Source organism: Enterobacter cloacae complex sp. 382A5 (assembly GCF_050031095.1).
Lineage (GTDB): Bacteria > Pseudomonadota > Gammaproteobacteria > Enterobacterales > Enterobacteriaceae > Enterobacter > Enterobacter cloacae.
Genome location: NZ_JBLGVK010000001.1, coordinates 1,118,995 through 1,143,502 on the forward strand (window position 1 = coordinate 1,118,995; position 24,508 = coordinate 1,143,502).

Sequence of the window (24,508 nt, forward strand, 5' to 3'; positions counted from 1 at the left end):
CCCTAACCCTCTCCCACAGGGAGAGGGGATTGTTAGGTGTTCTCCCTCTCCCTGTGGGAGAGGGCCGGGGTGAGGGCATCAGCGTGCACGCTTTCGCCACCACAACAACCCCATCAGCACCACTCCCGGCAGCCACACCCACAGCAGTTCAGAGATAATCACCTGATGCCCGTACGGCGTGGTATAACGCGACAGGGCAAACGGGGCGACCTTAATCACCTGCCACGGCGCAAAGAAGCGTTCATCTGACCACGGCCACAGCCAGCCGACGCCCTTGCCGCCGGTGGTGACGGAATCCAGCAGGCTGTGCGACAGCAGCGACACGGTTAAAAACAGCCAGCAGCGCGTCAAACTTGCCCTGAACCATCGTCGCCCGACCAGTATGCAGAGTATCGGCACCACGAAGGCAAACAGCAGTGAATGGGTAAAGCCGCGATGGCCGAAAACATTGCCGTAAGCAACGCCGAACTTAAACGCCAGCACGTCGGCATCGGGCAGCATCGCGAGCACGACACCGGCGAAAAGCAGGCGGGGAGGAATAACCCGGGTTCCCAGGCCTAAGCCCAGGCAAAGCGGAACAGCAGCGTGAGTGATAACGGTAGGCATCGTAATTTTCCATGACAAATCATGGGAATATAGCAGCGATTTCGCTGGAACTGACCTGTGCTAAATTCCGATTTTTACGCCGATTCCCGCGCGATAAGCTGGCCGGAGAGGGTAATGCGCTGCGTCTGCAGCTCTGGCTCTTTTAGCTTACGGATGATAAGACCCGCCGCCTGGCGGCCTGTCTCGTCACTGGCGGAGGAGACATAGGTAAACGACGGCGAGGTCAGGTTGACGTGCAGCATATCTTCAAAGCCCACCAGCGCGACCTGCTGCGTCAGAAATACATCTTTTCCCACGGTGCGGCCCACCTGATGAATGCCGCTAATGCAGCCGATCATCGCATCCGGTGAATGGCAGAGCAGGGCGGTGATGGTGTTGTTTTTTTCAAGCAGCTGGCGGGTCGCCATTGCGGCGGCTTGCGTGTCATCGCTGCAGGCCGGGGAGCTTTCATCGCGCCACACCAGCCCGTTCTGGGTCATTGCGCTGCGAAATCCGAGCAGGCGCTGCTCGCGAATAAGGCAGCCTTCCCGTCCGCCAATGTAGGCGATGTTGCGGTGCCCGCGCTCGATAAGATAGCGCGCGGCCAGGTTTGCCGCCTGGCGGTTATCGCGCATCACCAGGTTGCATTTTTCATCCAGTAGAGACTGCGAGACCACCACCAGCGGCAGCGGGCACTGGCGGATCTGCTCCGGCAGGGTTGAGGAGCGCGTATCCGACGCGAGATAGATCACGCCCGCCACGCCCTGTTGCTTAAAGGAGAGCAGGGTGCGCTCTAAATGCTCCCGATCGTTCAGCGGCTGGCCGAGAAAAACCATATAGCCCTGCTTCTCCAGCTCCTGGACGATACTCGCCATGACTTTGATGGAAAAGCTGTCGCTAAAATCACGCAGGATCAGGCCGATCAGGTTGGAGGTGTTGGCGCGAAGGTTAGCAGCGGCAACGTTATGAACATAGCCCAGCGTCGTGATGGCGGCATTGACCTTCTCGATCGTTGCTTCGGAGATTTTCCCTTTCTGGCGCAGCACCAGCGATACGGTAGAGACCGACACACCCGCGTGCTTTGCGACATCAATGATGCTGACTTTCTTCAAAACCGCTCCCTGAAATTTACCGATTATCAGCCAGATACGACACGTCTCTCAGCCTACAGGAGACGTGTCGTTCCGGCATCTTATTATTTGCCAATCATGGTGGACATGGTCTGGGCGATAAACTGTGCTCTGGCACCGAAAATCACCTGAATTCCGTTATCACCCACGAAGACCACGCCGCGTGCACCGAGTCCGTTCAGGCCATCTTTATCCACCGCATCACTTTTTGCCACTTCCAGGCGCAGACGGGTAATACAGGAGCCAACGGAGTCGATGTTGTGCGCACCGCCCAGCAGGGTAATGATTTCGGTGGCGAGTTCAGAATCGGATTTATCATCCGCGCTGGCGGTCACTTCGGTACGGCCCGGCGTTTTCACGTCAAAGCGACGGATCACGAAACGGAAGGTGAAGTAATAAATCAGGCCCATCGGAATACCAATGATAATGGCATTGAGGAAGTTGGTCTGATAGCCGTTGAATGACGGCAGGATCCCGAACGACAGATAATCGATAAAGCCTGCCGAGAACGACTTGGCGATATGGGCGTGCAGCAGATACATGGTCATGTACGCCAGGCCCGCCATAATGGCGTTAAAGACGTAGAGGATCGGTGCGACGAAGATGAACGTGAACTCCACCGGCTCGGTGATCCCCGTCAGGAAGCAGGTGAGTGCCGCAGAGAACAGAATACCGGCCGCGATTTTTTTATTTTTGGTATGCGCTTCATGATACATCGCCAGACACGCCGCAGGCAGGGCAAACAGCATTAGCGGGAATTCACCCTGCATGAACTTACCAGCATTCTGGTAGGTGTCGCTGCTGAAGGATTTCACCCCTTCTTCCAGCATCTTGAACCAGATGGTCTGGTCGCCGTGGATCACCTGGCCCGCCTGAGTGGTGTAATCACCAAATGAATACCAGAAAGAGGGGTACCAGATATGGTGCAGACCGAGCGGGATGAGGGCGCGTTCGACCAGACCGAAGATAAAGGTTGAGGCGGCCTGATTATCGCCGTTCACCACCACGGAGAGCGCGTCGATGCCTGCCTGAATGTGTTGCCAGACGTAGGGCAGCAGCAGGCCGAGCAGGAACGAGAGAAACGCCGTGGCAATCGCCACAAAGCGTTTGCCGGAGAAGAAGCCAAGGAACTCCGGCAGCTGCATGGTGTGGAAACGGTTATAGCACCACGCCGCCAGAATACCGCAGATAAGCCCGCCAAAGACGCCCATCTGCAGCGTCGGGATGCCGACCACCATGGCGTATTTTCCGCCCTGAGAGGCCATTTCCGGCGTGATGCTCAGCACGGTACTGATGGTGATATTGGTAACAAACACCGAGACGGCGGCAGACAGTGCGGCAATGCCGGATTCCGATGCCAGACCCACGGCGGAGCCAATGGCAAACAGCATGGGCAGGTTATCAAAGATAACCCCACCCGCGTTCATCATCAGCGGCAGGTGAAACTTATCGCCAAAGGCCAGCAGCAGGCCCGCAGCGGGAAGCAGTGAAATTGGCAGCATTAAGGCGCGACCAATCATCGATAACTTAGACAGCGATTTAACAAACCCTGATATCAGACTCATGCTGATTTCCCCCGAGAAGCGCTTTTTTTGGCGCTGTTATTGTAAGTAGAACGTTTTAGTAGAACGTTCTACTTATCGTGGGCAAAGCGTGAAAAACGCGCAACACAATTTTCACTTTTCAACAGATGAAATAGTGATTATTTGAAGTTGATCGATAATTAACCGTGATGGGTGTGGGGGGATTTTTTTATCCCCTCTCCCTGTGGGAGAGGGTTAGGGTGAGGGCATCAGACGGCTCAGGCCGTAACGGTCACGCTCTGGCCGTCAAAGCTGACGGTCTGACCGGCAACAATCTTGCAGCGCTTACGCGTTTCTACCACGCCGTCGACGAAAACCAGCCCGTCGGCAATGGCAATCTTGGCCTGCGCACCGCTCTCGCTCCAGCCTTCCAGCTTCAGCAGATCGCACAGCTCAACGTGTGGATGTTTACCTAATGAAAATGTCGCCATGTTACGCGTCCTCTACGTCGTGATACTCCTCGCATGCCTGCAAGGTATTCTGAATCAGTGTTGCTACGGTCATTGGGCCTACGCCGCCCGGTACCGGGGTGATGTAAGAGGCACGCGCTGCGGCGTCTTCATAAACCACGTCGCCAACCACTTTGCCGTTTTCCAGACGGTTAATCCCGACGTCCACGACAATCGCCCCTTCCTTAATCCATTCCCCGGGAATGAAGCCCGGCTTACCGACCGCGACGATCAGCAGATCGGCATTCTCGACGTGATGACGCAGGTTTTTGGTGAAGCGGTGGGTCACGGTGGTGGTGCAACCGGCCAGCAGCAGCTCCATGCTCATCGGACGGCCCACGATGTTGGAGGCGCCAATCACTACGGCGTTCAGACCGTAGGTGTCGATGTTATAACGCTCCAGCAGCGTCACGATGCCGCGCGGGGTGCAGGGACGCAGGCGCGGCGCGCGCTGGCACAGACGGCCAACGTTATACGGGTGGAAACCGTCCACGTCTTTATCCGGCGCGATACGCTCCAGTACCTTCACGTTGTCGATGCCTGCCGGCAGCGGCAGCTGGACCAGAATACCGTCGATCTCTTTATCGGCATTCAGGGTGTCAATAAGTTCCAGCAGTTCTGCTTCGGTGGTGGTTTCCGGCAAATCGTAAGAGCGGGAGACGAACCCCACCTCTTCACACGCTTTGCGTTTGCTGCCGACATAAATCTGCGATGCCGGGTTGCTACCAACCAGCACAACGGCAAGCCCTGGTGCGCGAAAACCAGCCGCTTTACGCGCCTTCACTTTTTCTGCGACCTCAGAGCGCACCTGCTGCGCAATCGTTTTACCGTCAATAATCTTTGCTGCCATCAGAGAGAAGATTCCGTCTGTAACGTTTGAAAGGGGGGATGGCCTGTATTTTGTCAGAAGCGAGCGCCGCTGTCAGTCACCCTTTGCGAGTTTTCCTCCGGCGGGCGTAAAGACCCTTCTCGGGTGATGGTCAATTTCTTAGGCAGGATTAGGATGTGACCTGGTAAAATGGCAGCGTTTTGACATATTTAAAAATAGTTTCCTGAGCTACTTTGTCTCCTCCGAAATAAGCTTTCAATTTTTTCAATTGAACGTATTTCTTATTCCCGAAAATTCGCGGGAAGGGTTATTTACATTTTAAAGGAATAGACATGAAACTCAGCAACATTGCTTCTACTGTTATTGCTTCACTGGCCCTGGTCGCGGGTGCCGCTCACGCTGCCGATCCGGTTACGCCAGTTTCCGTAAATGGCGGTACCGTGCATTTTAAAGGTGAACTGGTTAATGCTGCATGTTCAGTAAATACCGATTCTTCCGAGCAGACTGTTAATCTCGGTCAGTACCGTACCGCGAAATTCACCAAAGTGGGTGATACCACCACCAATATTCCATTCACCATCGAACTGAACGATTGCGATCCGCTGGTGGCGAAAACGGCTGCTGTGGCGTTCACCGGTCAGATCGACGCAACTGACAAAACCCTGCTGGCAGTGACTTCCGGTAGCAACGACAACACCGCGAAAGGTGTTGGTATCGAGATCCTCGACAGCAAATCCAGCGTTCTGACGCCAGACGGTGCCACCTTCTCTGCTGCGCAGAACCTGATCCAGGGCACCAACACCCTGAATTTCAGCGCGCGTTATAAAGCCACTGCTGCGACCACTGAACCAGGCCAGGCAAACGCTGACGCCACTTTCGTTATGAAATACGAATAATTCCTCCGTACAGGGATGTTTTGGCCTCAGGGATGAGGCCCGTCATACGCTCAGGCCAGGAACGAAGGATGACAAGGACAGGAACACTACTGCTGTTAACCCTTGCGATGGCTTCCCAGGCATTCGCCCATACGGTGGTGATTGACGGCGGCAAAGTACACCTCCGGGGTGAACTGGTGAACGGTGGCTGCGCCGTGGCGCCAGACAGCCAGAATATGCGCATCGATATGGGACAATACCGGACCAACTCGTTTTCCGGGGTGGGCAGTTTTTCCACCGTAAATGTGCCTTTTACCGTGCGGCTGCTGGATTGCAGCGTGGATGTTTCTCGCACCGTCGGGATCCAGTTCCAGGGCATCACGCCCGCGGAAGACCCGCAGGTTTTTCTGGCGACATCGCGCCCCGGTGAAACACCCATCAGCAGCGGGGTGGGGCTGGCACTCTTTGACGAACAGCAGCGTCAGATTATCCCCAACGCCACGGCGGTCAGCTGGCTGCCCATTGATACCCGCGAGCTTGCGTTTCATTTTAGCGCCCGATATCGGGCTATTTCCGAACACCTTGTGCCAGGCAATATTCAGTCGGATGTCTGGTTTACGTTGATTTATCCATAACACCTGCGAACACATTATTAAAGGTACGGTTTTGATGAATACCCTAATTAAACCAGGACTGATTTTATCGTTTATTTTAATGATGGTTTCTGCAAGCGCGAATGCGTCCGGCGGTATTGCACTTGGAGCTACGCGCGTTATTTATCCGGCAGATGCTAAACAAACTTCACTGGCGATCACCAACAGTAACAAGCAAGAACGCTATTTAATTAACGCGTGGATCGAAAACGCAAACGGGCAAAAAGAAAAAACCTTTGCCGTCACGCCACCGCTGTTTGTCAGCGAGCCGGACAGCGAAAACACGCTGCGCATTATTTACGCCGGGCCTGCGTTGCCTGCCGATCGTGAATCGCTGTTTTACATGAACGTGAAAGCGATCCCGTCAGTGAACAAAGCCAAAACCGAAAACAACAACGTGCTGCAACTGGCCATCCTGTCGCGTATCAAGCTGTTTGTGCGCCCGAATAACCTGGCAATGCAGCCGGAAGAGGCGCTCTCTCAGCTGCGCTTTGAGCGCGTTGGCTCGCATCTGAAGATCAGCAACGCCTCACCGTATTACATCACGCTGGTCAATCTGAAGCTGGGCGGTCAGACGCTGGATAACATCATGATTGCGCCAAAAAATTCGGCACAGCAGGCGCTGCCGGCTGGTGCGGGCGGTACGCTCTCCTGGCAGAGCGTCAATGACTACGGTGCCATTACTCCGGCGCGTAGCGTCAACCTGTGAGCAGAGTCAGGGCGATGAATAATCATCAATGGCGTTACTGCCCGGTTGCACTGGCGCTGATGGCAACGCTCTGGCCGCAGTCGGGCTGGAGCGAAAGCTACTTTAACCCGGCCTTTTTGTCCGACGATACCGCCAGCGTGGCGGATTTATCGCGTTTTGAACAAGGTCACCAGCAGGCACCCGGCGTGTATCGCGTGGATATCTGGCGTAACGATGAGTTTATCGCGACCCAGGACGTGCGCTTTGAACAGGCCGACGATACGCCACCGGTGGCGGGCGGACTGGCGCCGTGCATCACGCGTAAAATGCTGGAACGGTTTGGCGTTAACCTCGCCGCGTTTCCCGAGCTGGTAAAGGTGCAGGACGACACCTGTGTCCCGCTGGCGACAGCGATCCCCGGCAGTCTGGTCGCATTTAATTTCGCCTCGCAGCGTCTGAATATCAGCCTGCCGCAGGTGGCGATGCAGAACAGCGCCCGTGGCTATATCCCGCCTGAACAGTGGGATGAAGGGATCCCCGCCGCGCTGTTGAACTACAGCTTTACCGGCAACCGGGGAAGCGAGGATGACAGCTACTATCTGAACCTGCAGAGCGGGCTGAACTATGGCGCCTGGCGTTTACGCAATAACGGCGCCTGGCGTTATACGCAAAACAACGGCCAGCGGCACAGTAACTGGCAGAACATCGGCACCTGGGCACAGCGCACCGTCATTCCGCTCAAAAGCGAGCTGGTGCTGGGCGACAGCAATACCGGCAATGATGTCTTTGACAGCGTCGGTTTCCGCGGCGGGCGGCTTTTCTCGTCCGACAGCATGTACCCGGACAGCCTGCAGGGCTACGCGCCAACCGTGCGCGGTATCGCCCGTACCCCGGCCAAAGTGGTTGTTCGCCAGAACGGCTATGTTATCTACCAGAGCTATGTCCAGCCTGGCGCGTTTGCCATTACCGATCTGAACCCTACCTCCTCAAGCGGCGATCTGGAAGTGACCGTAGAAGAGAAGGACGGCAGCCAGCAACGCTATACCGTGCCGTACTCCACCGTGCCGCTGTTGCAGCGTGAAGGTCGCTGGAAGTATGACCTCGTGGCAGGGGATTACCGCAGCGGTAACAGCGATCAGGACACGCCGTTCTTCACCCAGGGCACGCTGATTACCGGTCTGGCCAATGGTTACACGCTCTACGGCGGTACGCAGCTGGCGTCGCGCTATACCGCGGTGGCCATTGGCGCCGGGAAAAACCTCGGTGACTGGGGGGCGGTGTCGGTCGATATCACCCATGCCCGCAGCCAGCTGGCGGACGACAGCCGCCATGAAGGCCAGTCCCTGCGTTTCCTGTATGCAAAATCACTCAACGGATTCGGCACCAACTTCCAGCTGCTGGGCTATCGCTACTCCACGAAAGGGTTTTACACCCTGGATGATGTGGCCTGGCGTTCGATGGAAGGCTATCAGTATGCCGACAGCAAGGATGATGACGGCGTGCCGGACGTGCAGAGCTATCACAACCTGACGTGGAACAAAAAAGGGCGCTTCCAGCTCAACATCTCTCAGTCGCTGGGTGATTACGGCTCAGTCTATGTCTCCGGCAGCGAGCAGACCTACTGGGGCACCAGCCAGTCGAACCTCTGGTATCAGCTCGGCTATGCCGGAGGTGTAAAAGGGATCAACTACTCCCTGTCATGGTCGTGGAACAAGTCCGTCGGGATAGAGGGCACGGACCGGATCGCGTCCTTTAACGTCTCGGTGCCGTTCAGCCTCTTTACCCGTCAGGGATATCGCCGGAACAGCGCCATCGACCGCGCTTACGCCACGGCCTCAGCCAGCCGCAACAGCGACGGTGATACCAGCTGGCAAACCGGGGTCAGCGGCACCCTGCTGGAAGATCGCAACCTGAACTACAGCGTTACGCAGGGGCACACCAGCACCAACGGCTCAAGCGGTAGCGCCAGCGCAAACTGGCAGGCGACCTACGGCACGCTGGGGGTGGGCTACAACTACGCGCGCGATCAGCATGATCTCAACTGGCAGCTCTCCGGTGGGGTGGTGGGCCATGCCGACGGCGTCACCTTCAGCCAGCCGCTGGGCGACACTAACGTCCTGATCAAAGCGCCGGGAGCCTCGGGCGTCAGCGTGGAAAACCAGACCGGGGTGAAAACCGACTGGCGAGGCTACGCGGTCATGCCGTATGCCACCGTCTACCGCTATAACCGCGTGGCGCTGGATACCAACTCCATGAGTAACAACACCGACATCGAAAATAACGTCAGCAGCGTAGTACCGACCAAAGGTGCGCTGGTGCGCGCCAGCTTCGATACCCGTATCGGCGTACGCGCCCTGCTGACCGTGACCCGCGGCAACCAGCCTGTGCCGTTTGGTGCCGTGGTCCGTGAAACCCAGAGCGGGGTCACCAGTATGGTGGGCGATGACGGGCAGATTTACCTGAGCGGGCTGCCGCTGGAAGGGGAGCTGCTTATTCAGTGGGGCAATGGGATGCAGTCCCAGTGTCGTGCGCACTATCGTTTATCGCCTGAAAGCCAAAACCAGGCCATTACCATGGCGGGGGCAAGCTGTGACCGTTAACAGGAACCCAAAGATGCGCAGTTTACGCAATGTGTTTAGCTTAGCGCTGCTCTGCAGCACGATGCCCGCGTGGGCGACGGTTTGCCAGAACGCCACGGGCGTGCCGAAGGATATCTCATACGATCTTTCAAACGTCTTTAACAGTTCCAATAACAAACCGGGGCAGATTGTGACCCTTGCGCAAAAATCCGGGCTGGTGGGCGTGAACGCCATTTGCCCTAAAGGAACAACCGGAAAGTCCACGATGCGTAGTTATGTCACCAGCCTGCCGATAACGACGGTAATTGATGGCTATAAGTATGTGAAGCTGAATGACTACCTTGATGGCGCAATGCAGATCCACGATGACTACGCGGGCACCTTCTATCCACCGTCAGACTACATTCAGATGGGGCAGCACCCTAACGTTCCGAACAACAAAGCGTTTCCTGTCACCGATTCGAAGCTGGTCTTTCGTCTGCGGGTCACACGGCGGTTTATCAACATGGTGGTGATCCCCCAGCAGACCATGTTCACCGTCTATGTCACCACCACGTCATCCGATCCGCTGAATACGCCGGTCTATACCATCAGCTACAGCGGCACCATTCAGGTACCACAAAGCTGTGCGATTAACGCCGGGCAGGTGGTGGAGTTTGATTTTGGTGATATTGGCGCGTCGTTGTTCAGCCAGGCGGGGGCGGGCAATCGTCCTCAGAACGTCTCACCACAAAGCAAAACCATTGCCATTAAGTGCACCAATGTGGAGGCCAATGCGTATCTGACGATGCGCATCGAGGCGGAAAAAATCTCGGGCAATGCGCTGGTTTCCGATAACCCGGATTTAGGGTTTGTCGTGGCGAACGATAGCGGTACGCCTCTGACGCCTAACAACCTGAACAGCAAAATTCCGTTCCGTCTGGATGACAGCGCGCAGGCGCAGGTGGGGATCCGGGTCTGGCCGGTGAGCATTACGGGGAATAAGCCAGCAGAAGGCCGGTTCACCTCTCGCGGCTATCTGCGCGTGGATTACGATTAAGGGGAAGAGATGGGGAACTGGACATGGCCTTTCGCTGCGCTGGCCCTGACGATGTGTCAGACAAACGCGTGGTCAGCCACAGCGCTGGGCGAGATCAATATTCAGATGTACGGCAATATCGTTGATTTTACCTGTGTGGCAGAGGGCAGCGACAGCGACAAGACCGTCACGCTGGGCACCTGGCCGACGAAGCAGCTCAGAACCACGGGGAGCCGCACGCAGCCCATGCCCTTCACGCTGAAGCTGACAGGCTGTCCGCCAGGCTCGGCATCAATTACGTTTTCCGGGAAAACTGACGGGAGTGACAGCGGATTGCTGGCGTTGAATGACGCCAGTACGGCGAATAACGTCGCGGTGGAGATCAGGGATGCGGATAAAACGCGTCTTGCGTTACAGCAGGCCAGCCAGCCGGTAGCGGTAGATGCGCAGGGTAATGCCGTGTTGTCATTTTATGCTAATTATATTGCCACAGCGGATAACCCCCGGCCCGGACGCGCCGATGCGGATGCCACATTTATGATTAATTATAATTAGCGCTGACCGCACTCCCTGCAACTCAGATAAACTGCAGGGAGTGAATTCAGGTTATAGCAGCTCGTGTGCCTTGGCGTAATCAATTAATTCCACAATGCTTTGCACACCGAGCTTGGAATAAATATTGGATTTGTGCGCGCTAATGGTTTTGTTGCTTAATAGCAGCTGTTCGGCAATTTCCTTATTCGATAAGCCATTCGCCAGATACCGCAGTACGGTGACCTCACGGTTCGATAATGGCATATCGGATGCCATCCCTTTCCCTGAGCCCAGGTGATTAATAAAGTTCAACGTTTCCGACGGGAAAAAAGAATAGCCCATCAGAATCATTTCCACGGCGTTGTAGATCTCACCTAAATCTTTTCGTTTGCTGACAAACCCATTTGCCCCGGCGCGGATGGCACGGCCTGCGTAAAAGGACTCCGATTTGGAAGAGAGGAACAGGACCTTTATGTCTTTGTTTAAGTTTCTGATTCTTTTCAATAAAGCGAAGCCATCGGTGCCCGTAAGTTCAATGTCCAGGATCACCAGATCGATGGCGTGATTGCGGATACAGTCGAGAACTTCATGGCTGTCGCCAGACTTCAGTTTGACTGTGATATTTTTATTTTTCTGTAGCAGGACTTCTATCGACATTCTGACGATAGGATGTTCGTCCATAATGATAACGGATGCCGGTTTCATTTTTTATGCCTCAGATTGTTAAAAGCGTTATGCTGAGTTTGGTTCAAACTCTCGAAATGCCGGAAGGATAAATTTGCAGATCCTTATAGGGTGGTATTTCCCTGGAAAGAGCGAAAGCATCCTTGTTAACGTAGTGGTAATGTCATTGCCTCAGCGCGGTCATCTCATTTGGCTGGTGGCGGCAAAAAGGTTTTTCTTATTCATAATTGGTACGCGTCTTATTATACCGTGTAAGTTTTCTCCGAAAAGCCTGCAGATTAATTCATGATTATTGATTTGTATTATCTTCTGGATCTGAATGGCTATTTTTTTAAATTTAGCGGAAATGTCCTGTTATTCGATTTACCGCATCTTTTCATCTTTATGTAATAACAAAAAATAACAGATACCACTATATGTTGCAAAATTGTTAATGAAATGGCGGGGCAGTAAAACGTCTCACCTGCTGCTGAAGTGGCGTGAATTTGCACAGATAGCGCGTCTCATCCTCATCCCGATACCTCTCCCCGATATCAGAAAAATACTATGCCGGAAGAGCAAAATCTTCTGCGGCCTTCGCTTTAAGCGCCAGGGGCGTGCAACCAAATTGCTTGTTTTTACATCATTATCATCCTGTTAACGGAACCATCAATCCCTTAACGCATGGATGAAAGTGCTGCGCTTTACTTATTCTTTAATATTTCACGTGGTTCAGAGTCAGAAATTAGGAATAGTTGTAATTTCGAGATTTATGTTAACGGTTAACATAAAATTAACTTTTTTAGTAAGTAACTTCCTAAAGATCTTTAGGAAATAAGGGGTTAGGTTAAGAGTAAAACGGGCAGTCGGAGAGATTATTGAGAAGATGCAGCAGTTCCTGGCGATGGCTAAGCCCGAGCTTCACCAGAATGCAGCTCAGGCGATAGATAATGCGGCTGTAGGGGCGATTCTGCAGCAGGGCGATCTGACGTAGTGACTTCCCCCGCGACAGCTCCTGTAAAATGGGCCACTCGCCGCGAGAGAACCACTCTTTACTGGAGCCCTGTGGAGGGCTAATGTCCATCAGGCTGTGCTGGAGTGCCGCCGCCGTTGACTGGCGTTCAAGGACATGAAACGGCCCCGCCGCTTTACAGAACAGACGGGTGTCGTAATTATCCGCCCTGACCAACAGATACGGCGTGAGAAAGGGCGGATACAGGCTGTGTCTTCTCAGCTGATCCAGCTTTTCTATAAGCGCCGTGGTACGGCTTTCAATATCTACCACCAGACGGGCTGCAGGCCACTGGTTGAGCGCCTGAAAGGCTTCGTCCAGCGTCGGGTAGTCGCTACAGCTGCTCAGGGGAAACTGGCCGTTCAGAAAACCGGTGCGCAGGAAATGATCTTCCGTGACCAGAATAATAAAGGGCGCGTCTGTTTTGCGATGTTGGTGGATGGACTGGCTCAAAAATTCGAGCCGGTCGAAAAAGGGGGGAGCAAAAGGCGAGTGCGTAAATCCCAGTGCATCACTTCCTGTACGCCGCCGCCGGTAACGGCGCACTGTCATTCGCATGGCTTCCCTCCTGGAAATGGCTTTTTATTCCTCCGGCCATGTCCAGGACGGCCAGTAGTACCCCTGGCCGAATCCTGCTCCTGCCTGTCGTGCCCGGCTATGATCCTTTTCAGTCTCAATACCTTCAATAAGCACGTTGTCGGCAAGCTGAAAGCAACGTGTCACCAGTTGCCCGAGCGCAGGGGTGGCGCGTAAACGCCAGAATGCTTCCTTGTCGATTTTTATGCCGGTTAACGGCAGCCGGCAGGACAAAAACGGTTGGACGATCGCTTCATCAATATCATCCAGCCAGATACCGTGGCCTTGTCTTCTGAGCTGCAGCAGGCGCTGGTGAACGTCCTGCCGTTTTGTGTCAGACAGCGCCAGAAAGCTTGCCGGCTCGACAATTTCTATATTCAGCGGTGCGGCAGGCAGCCGGAGAAGCCGCTGAAAGGCGTCCGGCTGCGTTAATACGGTTATCGGCAGATTGACGTAAAGATTATGACAGTGCGGGGTATTTTTTAGCGCGACAAGTTGCGCTTCAAGCAGCGTAAGTGACCACTCCGCAGACCGATCGTTGAAAAATGCTTCGCTTTGCTCTCTTGCTGACAGAACGCTCAGCACTTCCACCCCAACCTGGCGCTGCGAGGAGAGGGCGATGATAGGCTCAAGTTTGATGCCCGCGATATCGTGAGAGAGGTGCTGCAAGCTGGGGGACGTATCGATCAGGTTTTGCGCTGTCACTCCATTGTCCTGTTGTCTGTCAGCCTCCAGGCGGCCGGGATACTTCACACTAGTGTGACGAGTTGACGCTCAGGAAAACAGCAGGCGTTACTTAAATGCAGCTAAGCCTTTTCGCAGCGCTAAATTCTACGAAAGAAAGGCCGGGAATGTTGAAAAAACAGCCATATTTACAATCAGCTAGCCCTAATCGGGGGTGAAAACGGAAAAGGCATTGACTCACCTGCCATTGACCGTATAATTCTTCGCGTTTCACCACCGCGAAGTTCACTCTTCTCAGTGCGCCCTTAGCTCAGTTGGATAGAGCAACGGCCTTCTAAGCCGTAGGTCGTAGGTTCGAATCCTACAGGGCGTGCCATTTAGTCTCAGCCTTAATCCAGCCCACTCTTCCCCAGACCGACCAACCGCTACCGATCCTTCACTCTGTACCAGCTTTTAACCATCTGATTTGCATGGTTAATTCCAGATGTGTATCATTCTGAACCCGGCTCTGTAGCCTGTCGGTCAGAACGTTTGTTCCGCCATCGACCGGTCATTGGCGTAGTTCCAGTCAGGGCCACCATACCGCCACTAGCTCATCGGGAAGAGCGACAACCAGGATGTTGTAGTACGGGGTTCGAGGCTCCGGTGGCGGACCAACGCCGACTTAGCTCAGTAGGTAGAGCAACTGACGTGTAATCCGTAGGTCACCCGTTCGATTCCGGTAGTCGGCACCCTATTTATGGCTTCCCCGTGGGATGCCTCCGGCACGACATTCATTTCACTGTTGTACATGCCAATCATGAAGGACATTTATGTGGTATCTACTCGCAACTTCGCTTGCCGCACTTTCCCTGAATAAAAGCCTGGCTTACCTGATGCTGGGGTTAACGGCATTTCTCGGCTGGAAACAGAGCATTCTTGACGCCCCGGCGCTGCTGGTGATTGCATTAATCGTTATTGGCTGGTCTGTTGTTGAATGGCTACGTAATAAAAATAATAAATATACTTATCTGGTCGAGGGCCTGTGCGTGGTCATCGCCGTTGCCCGGGTTTTGCATGCGATCCCTGGCTTCCATAACCCGAAGGTACTGGACGCTGTCGTTGTTGGTCCGCAAAGCATACCGTTCAGTATGTACTTTAATATGGACAAGGCAGTGGTGCCGTTCTTTTTAATTACGTGCATGCCAACGTTATTCGTAGCAAAACCCCTTTATAAAGCTGGCAAGGTAGGCTGGGGAATATTGGTATTGGCGATACCCGCGCTGTTACTTCTGGCTGTTGCGTTGGGCGGGCTGAGAATTGAGCCGCATGCGCCAGAATGGTTTGCTCAATTTGCCCTTGCGAATATTTTCTTCGTCTCTTTAGCCGAGGAAGCCTTGTTCAGAGGCTATCTGCAGCAGCGCTTGTCCCGGGTTGTGCATCCTGTTGTAGCGCTATTGATTGCCTCACTCATTTTTGGGCTAATGCATTATAGCGGCGGTTTACTGCTGATTATTTTTGCCAGCCTCTCCGGTATTATTTACGGCCTGGCGTGGATGTGGAGCGGCAGGCTCTGGGTTGCAACGTTCTTCCATTTTGGGCTGAACTGCGTGCATTTATTGTTCTTCACCTATCCGATGTACGCCCCTCACGCGTCTGTGTGATGCTTTTTAAAATAGTGGCCTTATAAATTTGGCTGCCTCCGGATAAGCATAAAAAGCCCCGAAGCATCGGGGCTTTTTTTATATATGCCGGGGGCATGAATAACACATTTACCTTCGCGTCAGAATAAATAGAAGGCTAATGAATTTCATTGTTGGCAGGCTTAAGGTTTTCTTAATCTAAAAATTATCTCGCATTAAAATTTGGGTTTTTATCATTCTTAAATCTGCTAAAAACGAATTTTACACTTTTACGTCTAAACTCGATTGATAGTAATTATCATTAGCGTTGTTGTATGCTTTAATCCTGTCCCACACAGCCCTTTGTTGTTTATCACGTTGGTCTATTAAGGATATGTTCATGAATTCTCGCCTGCTGTCATGCTTCTCGCTTGCCCTGTTTTCTTCATCACTTTTCCTTTCAACTCAATCGGTTGCCGCTGATAACAACGAAGGTATCGTTGTTTATAACGCGCAGCATGAAAATCTGGTGAAGTCGTGGGTAGACGGTTTTACCAAAGAAACGGGTATTAAGGTCACGCTGCGTAATGGCGATGACAGCGAGCTGGGCAACCAGCTGGTGCAGGAAGGCAGCGCATCGCCTGCGGATGTATTTTTAACTGAAAACTCGCCGTCAATGGTGCTGGTTGATAACGCCAAACTGTTTGCGCCATTAGATGCAGAGACATTAAAGCAGGTACCGGCGGAGTATCGTCCGGCACACGGTCGCTGGATCGGGATTGCCGCTCGCAGCACGGTGTTTGTCTATAACCCGGAAAAACTGAGCGAGCAGCAGCTGCCAAAATCGCTGATGGATCTGGCTAAACCCGAGTGGAAAGGCCGCTGGGCTGCCTCTCCGTCAGGAGCCGATTTCCAGGCGATCGTCAGCGCAATGCTGGCTCTGAAAGGCGAGCAGGCCACCCTTGAGTGGCTCAAAGCGATGAAAGCCAATTTCGTTGCCTATAAAGGCAACAGCACGGTGATGAAAGCCGTTAACGCCGGTCAGATTGATGGCGGGGTGATTTATCACTACTACCGTTTTGTCGATCAGTCCAAAACGGGTGAAAACAGCAAAAACACTAAGCTCTACTACTTCAAACACCAGGATCCGGGCGCCTTTGTTAGCCTCTCCGGCGGCGGCGTGCTGGCGTCCAGCAAACACAAAGCGCAGGCACAGGCCTTCATTAAATACATCACCGGCAAAGAAGGGCAGGATAGCCTGCGCACCAATAACGCCTTTGAATATGCGGTGGGCGTGAATGCGGCCTCTAACCCGAAACTGGTGCCGCTGAACGAGCTGGATGCACCGAAAGTGGAACCTTCCACGCTTAACAGTAAAAAAGTCATCGCGCTGATGACGCAAGCTGGCCTGCTGTGATCCTGAGAGTAAAGTGAACGTCCTATGTCTGGTCTGAGTCTCGACATCGGCAAAAACAGAGTGCGGGAGCCTGCCCGCAGGCGTCCTGCGCTGCCGATGGTTGCGTTAGCTGTCCTGTTTTCATTAATGGCGCTTCTGCCTTTGGGCTTTATCATTGCCATTGGCATTGAGACGGGCTGGGAAACCATTAAGGCGTTGGTGTTTCGCCCGCGTGTTGCTGAGCTGCTCAGCAACACGCTGTGGCTGACGGCCTTAGCGGTGCCACTCTGTATCGTCACCGGCGTGGCGATAGCCTGGCTGACGGAACGTACTCAGCTCGCCGGGCGGGGGATCTGGTCTGCGCTGGCGGTGGCTCCGCTGGCCATACCCGCGTTCGTGCAAAGCTACGCCTGGGTGAGCGTGGTGCCTTCCATGCATGGGCTTTCTGCGGGCGTGTTTCTCTCCGTGTTAGCCTACTACCCGTTTATCTATATGCCCGTGGCGGCGGTGCTGCGTCGTCTGGATCCAACGCTTGAAGATGTTGCCGCTTCCCTCGGCACGCCGCCGTGGCGGGTCTTTTTTCGCGTGGTATTACCGCAGCTTAAGCTCGCGATTTGCGGCGGTGCGCTGCTGGTGGCCCTGCATCTGCTGGCGGAATATGGCCTGTACGTGATGATCCGCTTTGATACCTTCACCACCGCCATTTACGACCAGTTCCAGTCGACATTCAGTGGCCCGGCGGCAAATATGCTGGCGGGTGTGCTGGCGCTATGCTGTCTGGCCATCTTGCTGCTGGAAGGGGTCACCCGCGGGAAAGCCCGTTATGCGCGCATCGGCGCAGGGGCGGCACGTGAACAGACGCGCTGGCCGCTAAAGCCTGTTGCAGCGGTGTTGGGCCAGCTGTTTTTCCTCGTGCTGATTGTGCTGGCGCTGGGCGTACCGCTCATTGTGCTGTGTCGCTGGATATGGCTTGGCGGCGTACAGAACTGGATGAGCGCCGATCTCTGGCACTCGCTGCGCCAGACGCTGATGCTCGGTGTGGGCGGCGCGCTGCTGACCACCGCCTGTGTCATTCCCATCGCCTGGCTCGGTATCCGTTATCCGCACCGCATCTTCCGGATGCTGGAAGGGTGCATTTACATCACCAGCTCTCTGCCGGGGATCGTCACCGCCCTCGCGCTGGTCACGGTCACCATTCACTATGCACGTCCGATTTATCAGACCGAAATTACGCTGTTCCTGGCTTATCTGCTGATGTTTATGCCCCGTGCGCTCATTAACCTGCGGGCCGGGATTGCCCAGGCGCCGGTGGAGCTCGAAAACGTGGCGCGCAGTCTGGGCAGCACGCCCGCGAAGGCATTGTGGAGCGTCACCATGCGCCTGGCCGCGCCCGGTGCGGCGGCAGGGGCGGCGCTGGTCTTCCTTGGCGTCAGTAACGAACTGACGGCGACGCTGCTGCTCTCCCCGCTGGGAACGCGCACGCTGTCCACCGGTTTCTGGGCGCTGACCAGCGAGATCGATTATGTTGCCGCTGCGCCTTACGCCATGCTGATGATTTTGATTTCACTTCCGCTGACCGCCATTCTTTATATGCAGTCCAAAAAAATTGCAGGGCTATGAGATGCTTGAATTAACGTCCATTTCTAAATCGTTTTCCGATGCGCAGGTGCTCGACAGCTTAAACCTGAGCGTCGCGCCGGGAAGCCGGACGGCGATTGTCGGGCCGTCAGGGTCGGGTAAAACCACGCTGCTGCGTATCCTTGCCGGGTTCGAAACGCCGGATAGCGGACGGATCGTGATGCAGGGCCGAATCCTGTTCGATCAGAACAACTTTATTCCTGCGCATCTGCGTAAAATTGGCTTTGTACCTCAGGAGGGGGCGCTCTTCCCGCATCTTAATGTGGCAGACAACATTGCCTGGGGATTAGACGGTACCCGCCACGAGAAGCGCCAGCGCGTGGAAGCACTGATGGAGATGGTCTCGCTTGACAGACAACTCGCCACGCACTGGCCGCATGAGATTTCCGGCGGCCAGCAGCAGCGCGTGGCGCTTGCCCGCGCGCTGGCGCAGCGTCCTTCCCTGATGCTGCTGGATGAACCCTTCTCGGCGCTGGATACCGGCCTGCGCGCCATGACGCGTAAGGCCACGGCTGACCTGCTGGCGGAAGCGGGCGTGGCCTCGATCCTGGTTACTCACGATCAAAACGAAGCGTTGTCCTTTGCCACGCAAGTGGCGGTCATGCGATCCGGGCGTTTCACTCAGGTCGGTACCCCTTATCAGGTCTATAGCCAGCCCGTGGATGAAGAGACGGCGCTGTTCCTGGGGGATGCGGTGATCCTGCCTGCTCAGCTCGCCAGCGGCTATGCGCTCTGCGCGCTGGGCGAGGTGCCCACGGACAACGCCCAGGCGACGGGGCAGGGCAAAGTGATGTTGCGCCCTGAGCAACTGCACGTGACGGCATGCGCGGCGCACGAAAGCCCGGTGTCGATTGTTGATGTGGATTTCACCGGCCAGCTCTCCACGCTGACGCTGGCGTTAGCCGGACAAACGGAGCCGATTACCCTGAAAACCGTCAGCCAGCCTGGATGGCACCCTGGGGCGGCGGTGCGTATTGATATTGCTGGTACGGCGCGCGTTTTTGAATATTCTTAATGTTCGTTAGTAATTTAATCCAACGGGTTGTTATAAAAGAATTTTCCTTAACGTGTGGCATTTCCTTAGATTCTCTACCATGCTCATAAAACCTCACCATCATGTGTGAGGTTTTTCGTAGTTGCTGATTAATCTCAAGGAAAAAAGGTTATGAAAAAGACGACTGCTATTTTGCTGGGAACGGCGTTTCTGTTTACCACCAATACCTTTGCGGCTGAACTGCTGACGAAAAATGAATTCGAGAAAGTCGAATCGCAGTATGAAAAAATCGGTACGGTAAGCACTTCAAATGAAGTCTCTGTTGATGATGCAAAGAAAGAATTGATTGAAAAAGCAGATAAAGAAGGTGCCGACGTACTGGTGCTCACGTCAGGTAATACCAACAACAAAATTCACGGCACGGCCGATATTTACAAGAAAAAATAATGTCCTGCAGCCATCCCGGATCCGGGGTGGCTGTGCGTCACGCTTTTCCTCTGTAACACCTCTCTCTTCCCCGGCTTCATTTAACCCCCTGGCCTCAGGCCGAAACGCGCGGTTACACTTGCTAACGCAGATATAATGCGTATAGTTCTCATTTGCATTACACATAAGCTTTTCTAAGGCCCGACAACGGGCCATTTTTGCGCGCACATTTAATGAGTCCATTATGAACAACACCAGAATGCATAAAACACTGCTGGCGCTCGCCATTGGCGCAGTGACCCACGCTGCCCTTGCGGCAGAGGCAAAGCCAGAAGACACCATGGTCGTCCAGTCTGCCACCGGGCCTGATTTCACTCCCGGCGGCGACCAGCTGGTACCCGCCTTCCTGGATGGACAGGTGGCAAACGGCGGCCGTCTGGGGATGCTCGGCCAGCAGAATGCCATGGACGTGCCGTTTAATATCATCAGCTACACCTCGAAGCTGGTGGAAGATCAGCAGGCGAAAACCATTGCTGATGTGGTTGCCAACGATGCGGGCGTGCAGTTTGTTCAGGGTTACGGTAACAGCGCCGAAACCTTCCGTATTCGTGGCCTGAAGTTTGACGGCGATGACATGACCTTTGGCGGCCTGTCCGGCGTGCTGCCGCGTCAGGTGGTGGATGCCCAGATGGTCGATCGCATTGAAATTTTCAAAGGGGCAAACTCGCTGATGAACGGCGCGGCAAGCTCCGGCGTGGGCGGGATGATTAACCTTGAGCCAAAACATGCGGGCGACGTCCCGCAGGCGAAAGTGGGCGTGGACTACACCTCCGACTCACAGATTGGCACCACGCTCGATGCTGGCCGACGCTTTGGCGACAACGATCAGTTCGGCGCGCGCGTGAACCTGGTTCACCGGGAAGGGGAAACCGGCGTGCCGAACGACCGTCGCCGCACCACGCTGCTCTCCACCGGTCTGGATTACAAAGGCGACAATTTCCGCACTTCGCTGGATCTGGGCTATCAGAAGAAAACCTTCCACGGCAGCCCGACCAGCGTCAACATTTCCGCCGTGGACTTTGTGCCAGAGCCGCCGAAAAACGATCGTAACTTCTCGCAGAAATGGGCCTACAGTGACATTGAAAACGAGTTCGGGATGTGGCGCAGCGAGTACGACATCACTGACAACTGGACGGCCTATACCGGTCTCGGCGCGCAGCACGCGCACGAAGAGGGGATCTACAGTGCGCCGAAGCTGGTGGACAAGAGCGGTAAGGCCACGGTCAGCCGTCTAGATACCAACCGTATCAGCGATTCCGTCAGCGGTATGGCGGGGATACGCGGTCACTTCACTACCGGCTTTGTCTCGCACAAGGTCAACGTGGGGTATTCCGCGATGACCAAAAACGAAAAAATCGCCTGGAAAATGTCGGCGACGGCGGATAATCCAACCACCAACATTTACCACAACACCGGCGTCGCGATGCCGGACAGCTCCAATTTCAACGGCTCTGGCGGCAAATACAGCGATCCGCTGACCAGCGGGCGCACCCGCACTCAGGGCTGGCTGCTGAGTGATACCCTGGGCGTGCTGGATGACAAGCTGCTGTTTACCGCTGGTGCACGTCATCAGAAAGTGGTCATTCGCGGGTACAACAAAATTACCGGTGCGGAAAACGACGCGGACGGTTTTGACGGCAGCCGCTGGATGCCAACCTACGGTGTGGTTTATAAACCGTGGGAGGAAATCTCACTCTACGCCAACCACACCGAAGCGCTGCAGCCAGGTAAAACCGCGCCCAACACGGCCACCAACTACGGCCAGAGCACCGGTATCGTTCACTCTAAGCAGAATGAAGTGGGCGTGAAGGCGGACTTTGGCCGCGTGGGCGGCTCCCTGGCGCTGTTTGAGATCAAAATGCCGTCGGCGATCCTCGACGACAGCGGTCACTACGGCCTGGACGCTGAGCAGCGTAACCGTGGCGTAGAGTTGAACGTCTTCGGCGAGCCAATGCTCGGGATGCGTCTGAACGCCAGCGCCACCTGGCTGCAGGCCGAGCTGACCAAAACCAAAAACGGCGTGAATCAGGGCAACGATGCCATTGGTGTCCCGAACTTCTACGCCGTGCTGGGCGCAGAGTACGACATCAAACCGATTGAGGGCCTGACGGCTACCGCCCGCGTCAACCACTCCGGCACGCAGTATGCCGACCTCGCGAACAGCAAAAAGCTCGACAGCGATACCACGCTGGATCTGGGCATGCGCTATCGCTTCGCGGTGAACCACAATGAAAACCAGATGACGGTGCGCGCGGGCATCGACAACGTGACCAACGAAAACTACTGGTCCAGCGTTGACGATTCCGGCACCTACATCACGCAGGGCGAACCGCGTACCTTTAAGGTCTCGGTTGGCTACGAGTTCTAAGCGTTCCACCTCGTTATCCGGGGCAGGGATGCCCCCATCCTTCCGTACCTTGTTATAAAATTGTAATAAAAGCTTCTTACACTGGCCTCCAGACCTTTACCTCTTGGCCAATGACAGGAAGCCGCTATGGGCAGACCCCTCAAATCCGTATTTAAAAAAGAACATCGCGACGATATCACTAACCGCAGCGCTAACCCGGTATTCTCCGAGGTTGCGGAGGTATTCCTCTCCCGCCGCCGTTTTTTACAGATGGGCGCCGTGGCGGGTGCTGCCGCTTCATTCCCTTTTCTGATCAAACCTGAAAGCGCCATTGCCGCAGTATCAAAGCCATCTGCACTGGCAAAAGCGGTTTCCCTGGGCTTTACCAGCATCGACGTATCCACGGAAGATACGGTCAGGGTGCCGGAAGGCTATATCGCCCGTCCGTTTTATCGCTGGGGTGACCCGACGGGGATCAAGAACAACATGCCGACGTTTAAACAGGATGCCAGCAACACCACCGACGAACAGGCCGTGCAGGCGGGCATGCACCACGACGGGATGGCGTGGTTTAGCCTGCCGCAAGGGAAACAAAACCCGGAACATGGCCTGCTGGCGCTGAATCATGAGTACATCGATAACGGGATGCTGTTTACCGACGGCACGGCCAACTGGAATCTCGACAAGGCCCGCAAGGGGCAGAACGCGATGGGCGTGTCGGTGGTGGAAGTGAAAAAATCGGGCAGCGACTGGCAGGTGGTTCGCCCGTCTTCGTATGCCCGCCGCATTACCGTCAATACGCCGATGCAGCTTACCGGCCCGGCGCGGCATCAGGACTTAATGAAAACCGCCGCTGACCCGCAGGGGGAACGCGTGCTGGGCACCATGCAAAACTGCGCCAATGGCCATACGCCGTGGGGCACCTATCTCACCTGCGAGGAGAACTGGTCGGATATTTTTGTCAAAAAAGCCGATCTTAATCCGCTGGAAAAACGCTACGGCATCAGCGACAGCGATGAATCCTACCGCTGGAACGAGGTGGATGACCGCTTCAGCGTCGATAAAACCCCTAACGAACCCAACCGTTTCGGCTGGGTGGTGGAGATTGATCCCTACGATCCCACCTCCACGCCGCGCAAGCACACCGCTCTGGGCCGCTTCAAGCATGAAGGCGCCGCCGTCACGCTCGCCGCCGATAACCGCGTGGTGGTCTATATGGGGGACGACCAGAAGTTTGAGTACATCTATAAATTCGTCTCGGACAAAAAATACGATCCTGCAAACCGTGAAGCCAATATGCAGCTGCTGACGTCCGGCACGCTGTACGTTGCCCGGTTCAACGAGGAGGGGAGCGGCGACTGGCTGCCGCTGATCTTCGGGCAGAATGGCCTGGATAAAAGCAACGGTTTCGAAAGCCAGGGCGATCTGCTGATCAAAACCCGTCTGGCGGCCGACGTGGTGGGGGCGACGAAAATGGATCGTCCAGAGTGGATTGCGGTCGATCCGCACGCCAGCGGCAGCGTCTACTGTACGCTCACCAACAACAGCGATCGCGGGAAGGAGGGCAAGGCGCCGGTCGATGCCGCCAACCCGCGTGCCAACAACGTGTTTGGTCATATTATGCACTGGCACGAAGAGGGAGCCGATCCGGCCGCCGCTCGCTTTAAGTGGGATATTCTGGTGATGGCCGGGCGTACCGACAGCGACGATCCGAAGGCCAAAGGCTCCATGCAGGGTGCAGCATTCGGCAGCCCGGATGGCCTGTCGTTCGATCACCAGGGCGTGCTGTGGATCCAGACCGATGTCTCTTCCAGCACCATTAATAAGAAAGCGTACGAAGGGATGGGCAATAACCAGATGGTGGCTACCATTCCGGGCACCAATGAGTATCGCCGTTTCCTGACCGGCCCACGCGGGTGTGAAATCACCGGGATTGCGTTTACGCCGGACAACCGCACGCTGTTTATTAACATTCAGCATCCGGGAGAGGGCGGGGATGATATTACCGACCCGGCCAATCCGCGTGCTGTTTCCAACTGGCCAGACGCGAACCCGAACGGACGTCCGCGTTCGTCGACGGTGGTGATCACCAAAGCGGACGGTGGGATCATCGGTTCGTGACGTTTATCCGCCGGGTGCACGCAGTGGCCCGGCGTTAAACTTGCTACCACCAGCATGAAGTGTTAAA

Annotated in this window: 21 protein-coding genes and 2 tRNA genes; 15 read left to right on the forward strand and 8 right to left on the reverse strand. The window is 55.1% G+C overall.

Annotated features, from left to right (window positions below; all coding sequences use genetic code 11):
* Positions 1-78: 78 nt before the first annotated feature.
* The 5 genes from ACQG2G_RS05285 to folD all read right to left on the reverse strand — a co-directional run bounded on the left by ACQG2G_RS05285 (position 79) and on the right by folD (position 4,597).
* On the reverse strand, positions 79-606 hold the full coding sequence (locus tag ACQG2G_RS05285; RefSeq protein WP_061771684.1) for a metal-dependent hydrolase: 528 nt from the start codon (positions 604-606) through the stop codon (positions 79-81).
* Between the two features lie 74 nt (positions 607-680).
* A complete protein-coding gene (gene malI / locus ACQG2G_RS05290; RefSeq protein ID WP_020685029.1) occupies positions 681-1,697 on the reverse strand; it encodes a Mal regulon transcriptional regulator MalI in 1,017 nt (338 codons plus the stop codon).
* Positions 1,698-1,780: 83 nt separating this feature from the next.
* A complete protein-coding gene (locus ACQG2G_RS05295) occupies positions 1,781-3,280 on the reverse strand; it encodes a PTS transporter subunit EIIC (protein ID WP_014830936.1) in 1,500 nt (499 codons plus the stop codon).
* Between the two features lie 236 nt (positions 3,281-3,516).
* On the reverse strand, positions 3,517-3,729 hold the full coding sequence (ybcJ, locus tag ACQG2G_RS05300; protein ID WP_023621558.1) for a ribosome-associated protein YbcJ: 213 nt from the start codon (positions 3,727-3,729) through the stop codon (positions 3,517-3,519).
* Position 3,730: 1 nt separating this feature from the next.
* Positions 3,731-4,597 (reverse strand): bifunctional methylenetetrahydrofolate dehydrogenase/methenyltetrahydrofolate cyclohydrolase FolD, encoded by an 867-nt coding sequence (gene folD, locus ACQG2G_RS05305; RefSeq protein ID WP_013095929.1) that lies wholly within the window; start codon positions 4,595-4,597, stop codon positions 3,731-3,733.
* A 311-nt stretch (positions 4,598-4,908) separates the two neighbouring features.
* Between folD and fimA the strand changes: the two genes are divergently transcribed.
* The 6 genes from fimA to sfmF all read left to right on the forward strand — a co-directional run bounded on the left by fimA (position 4,909) and on the right by sfmF (position 10,944).
* Entirely contained in the window at positions 4,909-5,472 is a 564-nt protein-coding gene (gene fimA / locus ACQG2G_RS05310; protein WP_013095930.1) for a type 1 fimbrial major subunit FimA, read from the forward strand.
* Between the two features lie 68 nt (positions 5,473-5,540).
* The gene (fimI, locus tag ACQG2G_RS05315) at positions 5,541-6,086 is read left to right on the forward strand and encodes a type 1 fimbrial protein subunit FimI (RefSeq protein WP_013095931.1); all 546 of its coding nucleotides are present in this window, start codon (positions 5,541-5,543) and stop codon (positions 6,084-6,086) included.
* Between the two features lie 34 nt (positions 6,087-6,120).
* Complete coding sequence (fimC, locus tag ACQG2G_RS05320; RefSeq protein ID WP_013095932.1) at positions 6,121-6,813, forward strand: type 1 fimbria chaperone FimC; 693 nt, start codon at positions 6,121-6,123, stop codon at positions 6,811-6,813.
* Positions 6,814-6,827: 14 nt separating this feature from the next.
* The gene (locus ACQG2G_RS05325) at positions 6,828-9,392 is read left to right on the forward strand and encodes a fimbrial biogenesis usher protein (protein ID WP_061771685.1); all 2,565 of its coding nucleotides are present in this window, start codon (positions 6,828-6,830) and stop codon (positions 9,390-9,392) included.
* A 13-nt stretch (positions 9,393-9,405) separates the two neighbouring features.
* Positions 9,406-10,410, forward strand: a complete 1,005-nt coding sequence (gene fimH, locus ACQG2G_RS05330; RefSeq protein ID WP_020685033.1) for a type 1 fimbria D-mannose specific adhesin FimH — start codon at positions 9,406-9,408, stop codon at positions 10,408-10,410.
* A 9-nt stretch (positions 10,411-10,419) separates the two neighbouring features.
* On the forward strand, positions 10,420-10,944 hold the full coding sequence (gene sfmF, locus ACQG2G_RS05335) for a fimbria assembly protein (RefSeq protein WP_061771686.1): 525 nt from the start codon (positions 10,420-10,422) through the stop codon (positions 10,942-10,944).
* A gap of 51 nt (positions 10,945-10,995) precedes the next feature.
* Here sfmF and fimZ read toward each other — a convergent pair whose 3' ends face one another.
* From fimZ to ACQG2G_RS05350, 3 genes are all read right to left on the reverse strand, one after another.
* Positions 10,996-11,628 carry a fimbria biosynthesis transcriptional regulator FimZ gene (gene fimZ / locus ACQG2G_RS05340; RefSeq protein WP_013095936.1) on the reverse strand — a complete coding sequence of 211 codons (633 nt, stop codon included), beginning with the start codon at positions 11,626-11,628 and terminating at the stop codon, positions 10,996-10,998.
* A gap of 805 nt (positions 11,629-12,433) precedes the next feature.
* Positions 12,434-13,156, reverse strand: coding sequence for a helix-turn-helix transcriptional regulator (locus ACQG2G_RS05345; protein WP_038982831.1), 723 nt, complete (start codon positions 13,154-13,156; stop codon positions 12,434-12,436).
* Between the two features lie 24 nt (positions 13,157-13,180).
* Positions 13,181-13,879, reverse strand: a complete 699-nt coding sequence (locus ACQG2G_RS05350; RefSeq protein ID WP_061771687.1) for an EAL domain-containing protein — start codon at positions 13,877-13,879, stop codon at positions 13,181-13,183.
* Positions 13,880-14,157: 278 nt separating this feature from the next.
* Here ACQG2G_RS05350 and ACQG2G_RS05355 point away from each other — a divergent pair.
* The 9 genes from ACQG2G_RS05355 (at position 14,158) to ACQG2G_RS05395 (ending at position 24,441) form a co-directional block, all read left to right on the forward strand.
* A tRNA-Arg gene (locus ACQG2G_RS05355) sits at positions 14,158-14,234 on the forward strand.
* Positions 14,235-14,516: 282 nt separating this feature from the next.
* Positions 14,517-14,589, forward strand: a tRNA-Thr gene (locus ACQG2G_RS05360).
* An 81-nt stretch (positions 14,590-14,670) separates the two neighbouring features.
* Entirely contained in the window at positions 14,671-15,501 is an 831-nt protein-coding gene (locus ACQG2G_RS05365; RefSeq protein WP_248079013.1) for a CPBP family intramembrane glutamic endopeptidase, read from the forward strand.
* 358 nt (positions 15,502-15,859) lie between these two features.
* Positions 15,860-16,876, forward strand: coding sequence for an iron ABC transporter substrate-binding protein (locus tag ACQG2G_RS05370; protein WP_061772343.1), 1,017 nt, complete (start codon positions 15,860-15,862; stop codon positions 16,874-16,876).
* Positions 16,877-16,900: 24 nt separating this feature from the next.
* Entirely contained in the window at positions 16,901-18,475 is a 1,575-nt protein-coding gene (locus ACQG2G_RS05375; RefSeq protein ID WP_062856602.1) for an ABC transporter permease, read from the forward strand.
* Between the two features lies 1 nt (position 18,476).
* Positions 18,477-19,508 carry an ABC transporter ATP-binding protein gene (locus ACQG2G_RS05380; RefSeq protein ID WP_061771465.1) on the forward strand — a complete coding sequence of 344 codons (1,032 nt, stop codon included), beginning with the start codon at positions 18,477-18,479 and terminating at the stop codon, positions 19,506-19,508.
* 150 nt (positions 19,509-19,658) lie between these two features.
* On the forward strand, positions 19,659-19,934 hold the full coding sequence (yahO, locus tag ACQG2G_RS05385; RefSeq protein ID WP_061771464.1) for a DUF1471 family periplasmic protein YahO: 276 nt from the start codon (positions 19,659-19,661) through the stop codon (positions 19,932-19,934).
* Between the two features lie 223 nt (positions 19,935-20,157).
* Positions 20,158-22,341, forward strand: a complete 2,184-nt coding sequence (locus tag ACQG2G_RS05390; RefSeq protein WP_061771463.1) for a TonB-dependent receptor — start codon at positions 20,158-20,160, stop codon at positions 22,339-22,341.
* Positions 22,342-22,467: 126 nt separating this feature from the next.
* Positions 22,468-24,441 (forward strand): PhoX family protein, encoded by a 1,974-nt coding sequence (locus ACQG2G_RS05395; RefSeq protein ID WP_128310541.1) that lies wholly within the window; start codon positions 22,468-22,470, stop codon positions 24,439-24,441.
* Positions 24,442-24,508: the final 67 nt, after the last annotated feature.

Excerpts from the sequence above, each read along its gene's own strand:
- ybcJ (WP_023621558.1), bottom strand. The coding sequence starts at position 3,729 with ATGGCGACATTTTCATTAGGTAAACATCCACACGTTGAGCTGTGCGAT.
- folD (WP_013095929.1), bottom strand. The coding sequence starts at position 4,597 with ATGGCAGCAAAGATTATTGACGGTAAAACGATTGCGCAGCAGGTGCGC.
- ACQG2G_RS05380 (WP_061771465.1), top strand. The coding sequence starts at position 18,477 with ATGCTTGAATTAACGTCCATTTCTAAATCGTTTTCCGATGCGCAGGTG.
- fimH (WP_020685033.1), top strand. The coding sequence starts at position 9,406 with ATGCGCAGTTTACGCAATGTGTTTAGCTTAGCGCTGCTCTGCAGCACG.
- fimI (WP_013095931.1), top strand. The coding sequence starts at position 5,541 with ATGACAAGGACAGGAACACTACTGCTGTTAACCCTTGCGATGGCTTCC.
- ACQG2G_RS05375 (WP_062856602.1), top strand. The coding sequence starts at position 16,901 with ATGTCTGGTCTGAGTCTCGACATCGGCAAAAACAGAGTGCGGGAGCCT.
- fimC (WP_013095932.1), top strand. The coding sequence starts at position 6,121 with ATGAATACCCTAATTAAACCAGGACTGATTTTATCGTTTATTTTAATG.
- ACQG2G_RS05325 (WP_061771685.1), top strand. The coding sequence starts at position 6,828 with ATGAATAATCATCAATGGCGTTACTGCCCGGTTGCACTGGCGCTGATG.
- yahO (WP_061771464.1), top strand. The coding sequence starts at position 19,659 with ATGAAAAAGACGACTGCTATTTTGCTGGGAACGGCGTTTCTGTTTACC.
- ACQG2G_RS05285 (WP_061771684.1), bottom strand. The coding sequence starts at position 606 with ATGCCTACCGTTATCACTCACGCTGCTGTTCCGCTTTGCCTGGGCTTA.
- ACQG2G_RS05395 (WP_128310541.1), top strand. The coding sequence starts at position 22,468 with ATGGGCAGACCCCTCAAATCCGTATTTAAAAAAGAACATCGCGACGAT.
- fimA (WP_013095930.1), top strand. The coding sequence starts at position 4,909 with ATGAAACTCAGCAACATTGCTTCTACTGTTATTGCTTCACTGGCCCTG.
- ACQG2G_RS05390 (WP_061771463.1), top strand. The coding sequence starts at position 20,158 with ATGAACAACACCAGAATGCATAAAACACTGCTGGCGCTCGCCATTGGC.
- ACQG2G_RS05295 (WP_014830936.1), bottom strand. The coding sequence starts at position 3,280 with ATGAGTCTGATATCAGGGTTTGTTAAATCGCTGTCTAAGTTATCGATG.
- ACQG2G_RS05345 (WP_038982831.1), bottom strand. The coding sequence starts at position 13,156 with ATGCGAATGACAGTGCGCCGTTACCGGCGGCGGCGTACAGGAAGTGAT.
- ACQG2G_RS05365 (WP_248079013.1), top strand. The coding sequence starts at position 14,671 with ATGTGGTATCTACTCGCAACTTCGCTTGCCGCACTTTCCCTGAATAAA.
- sfmF (WP_061771686.1), top strand. The coding sequence starts at position 10,420 with ATGGGGAACTGGACATGGCCTTTCGCTGCGCTGGCCCTGACGATGTGT.
- fimZ (WP_013095936.1), bottom strand. The coding sequence starts at position 11,628 with ATGAAACCGGCATCCGTTATCATTATGGACGAACATCCTATCGTCAGA.
- ACQG2G_RS05370 (WP_061772343.1), top strand. The coding sequence starts at position 15,860 with ATGAATTCTCGCCTGCTGTCATGCTTCTCGCTTGCCCTGTTTTCTTCA.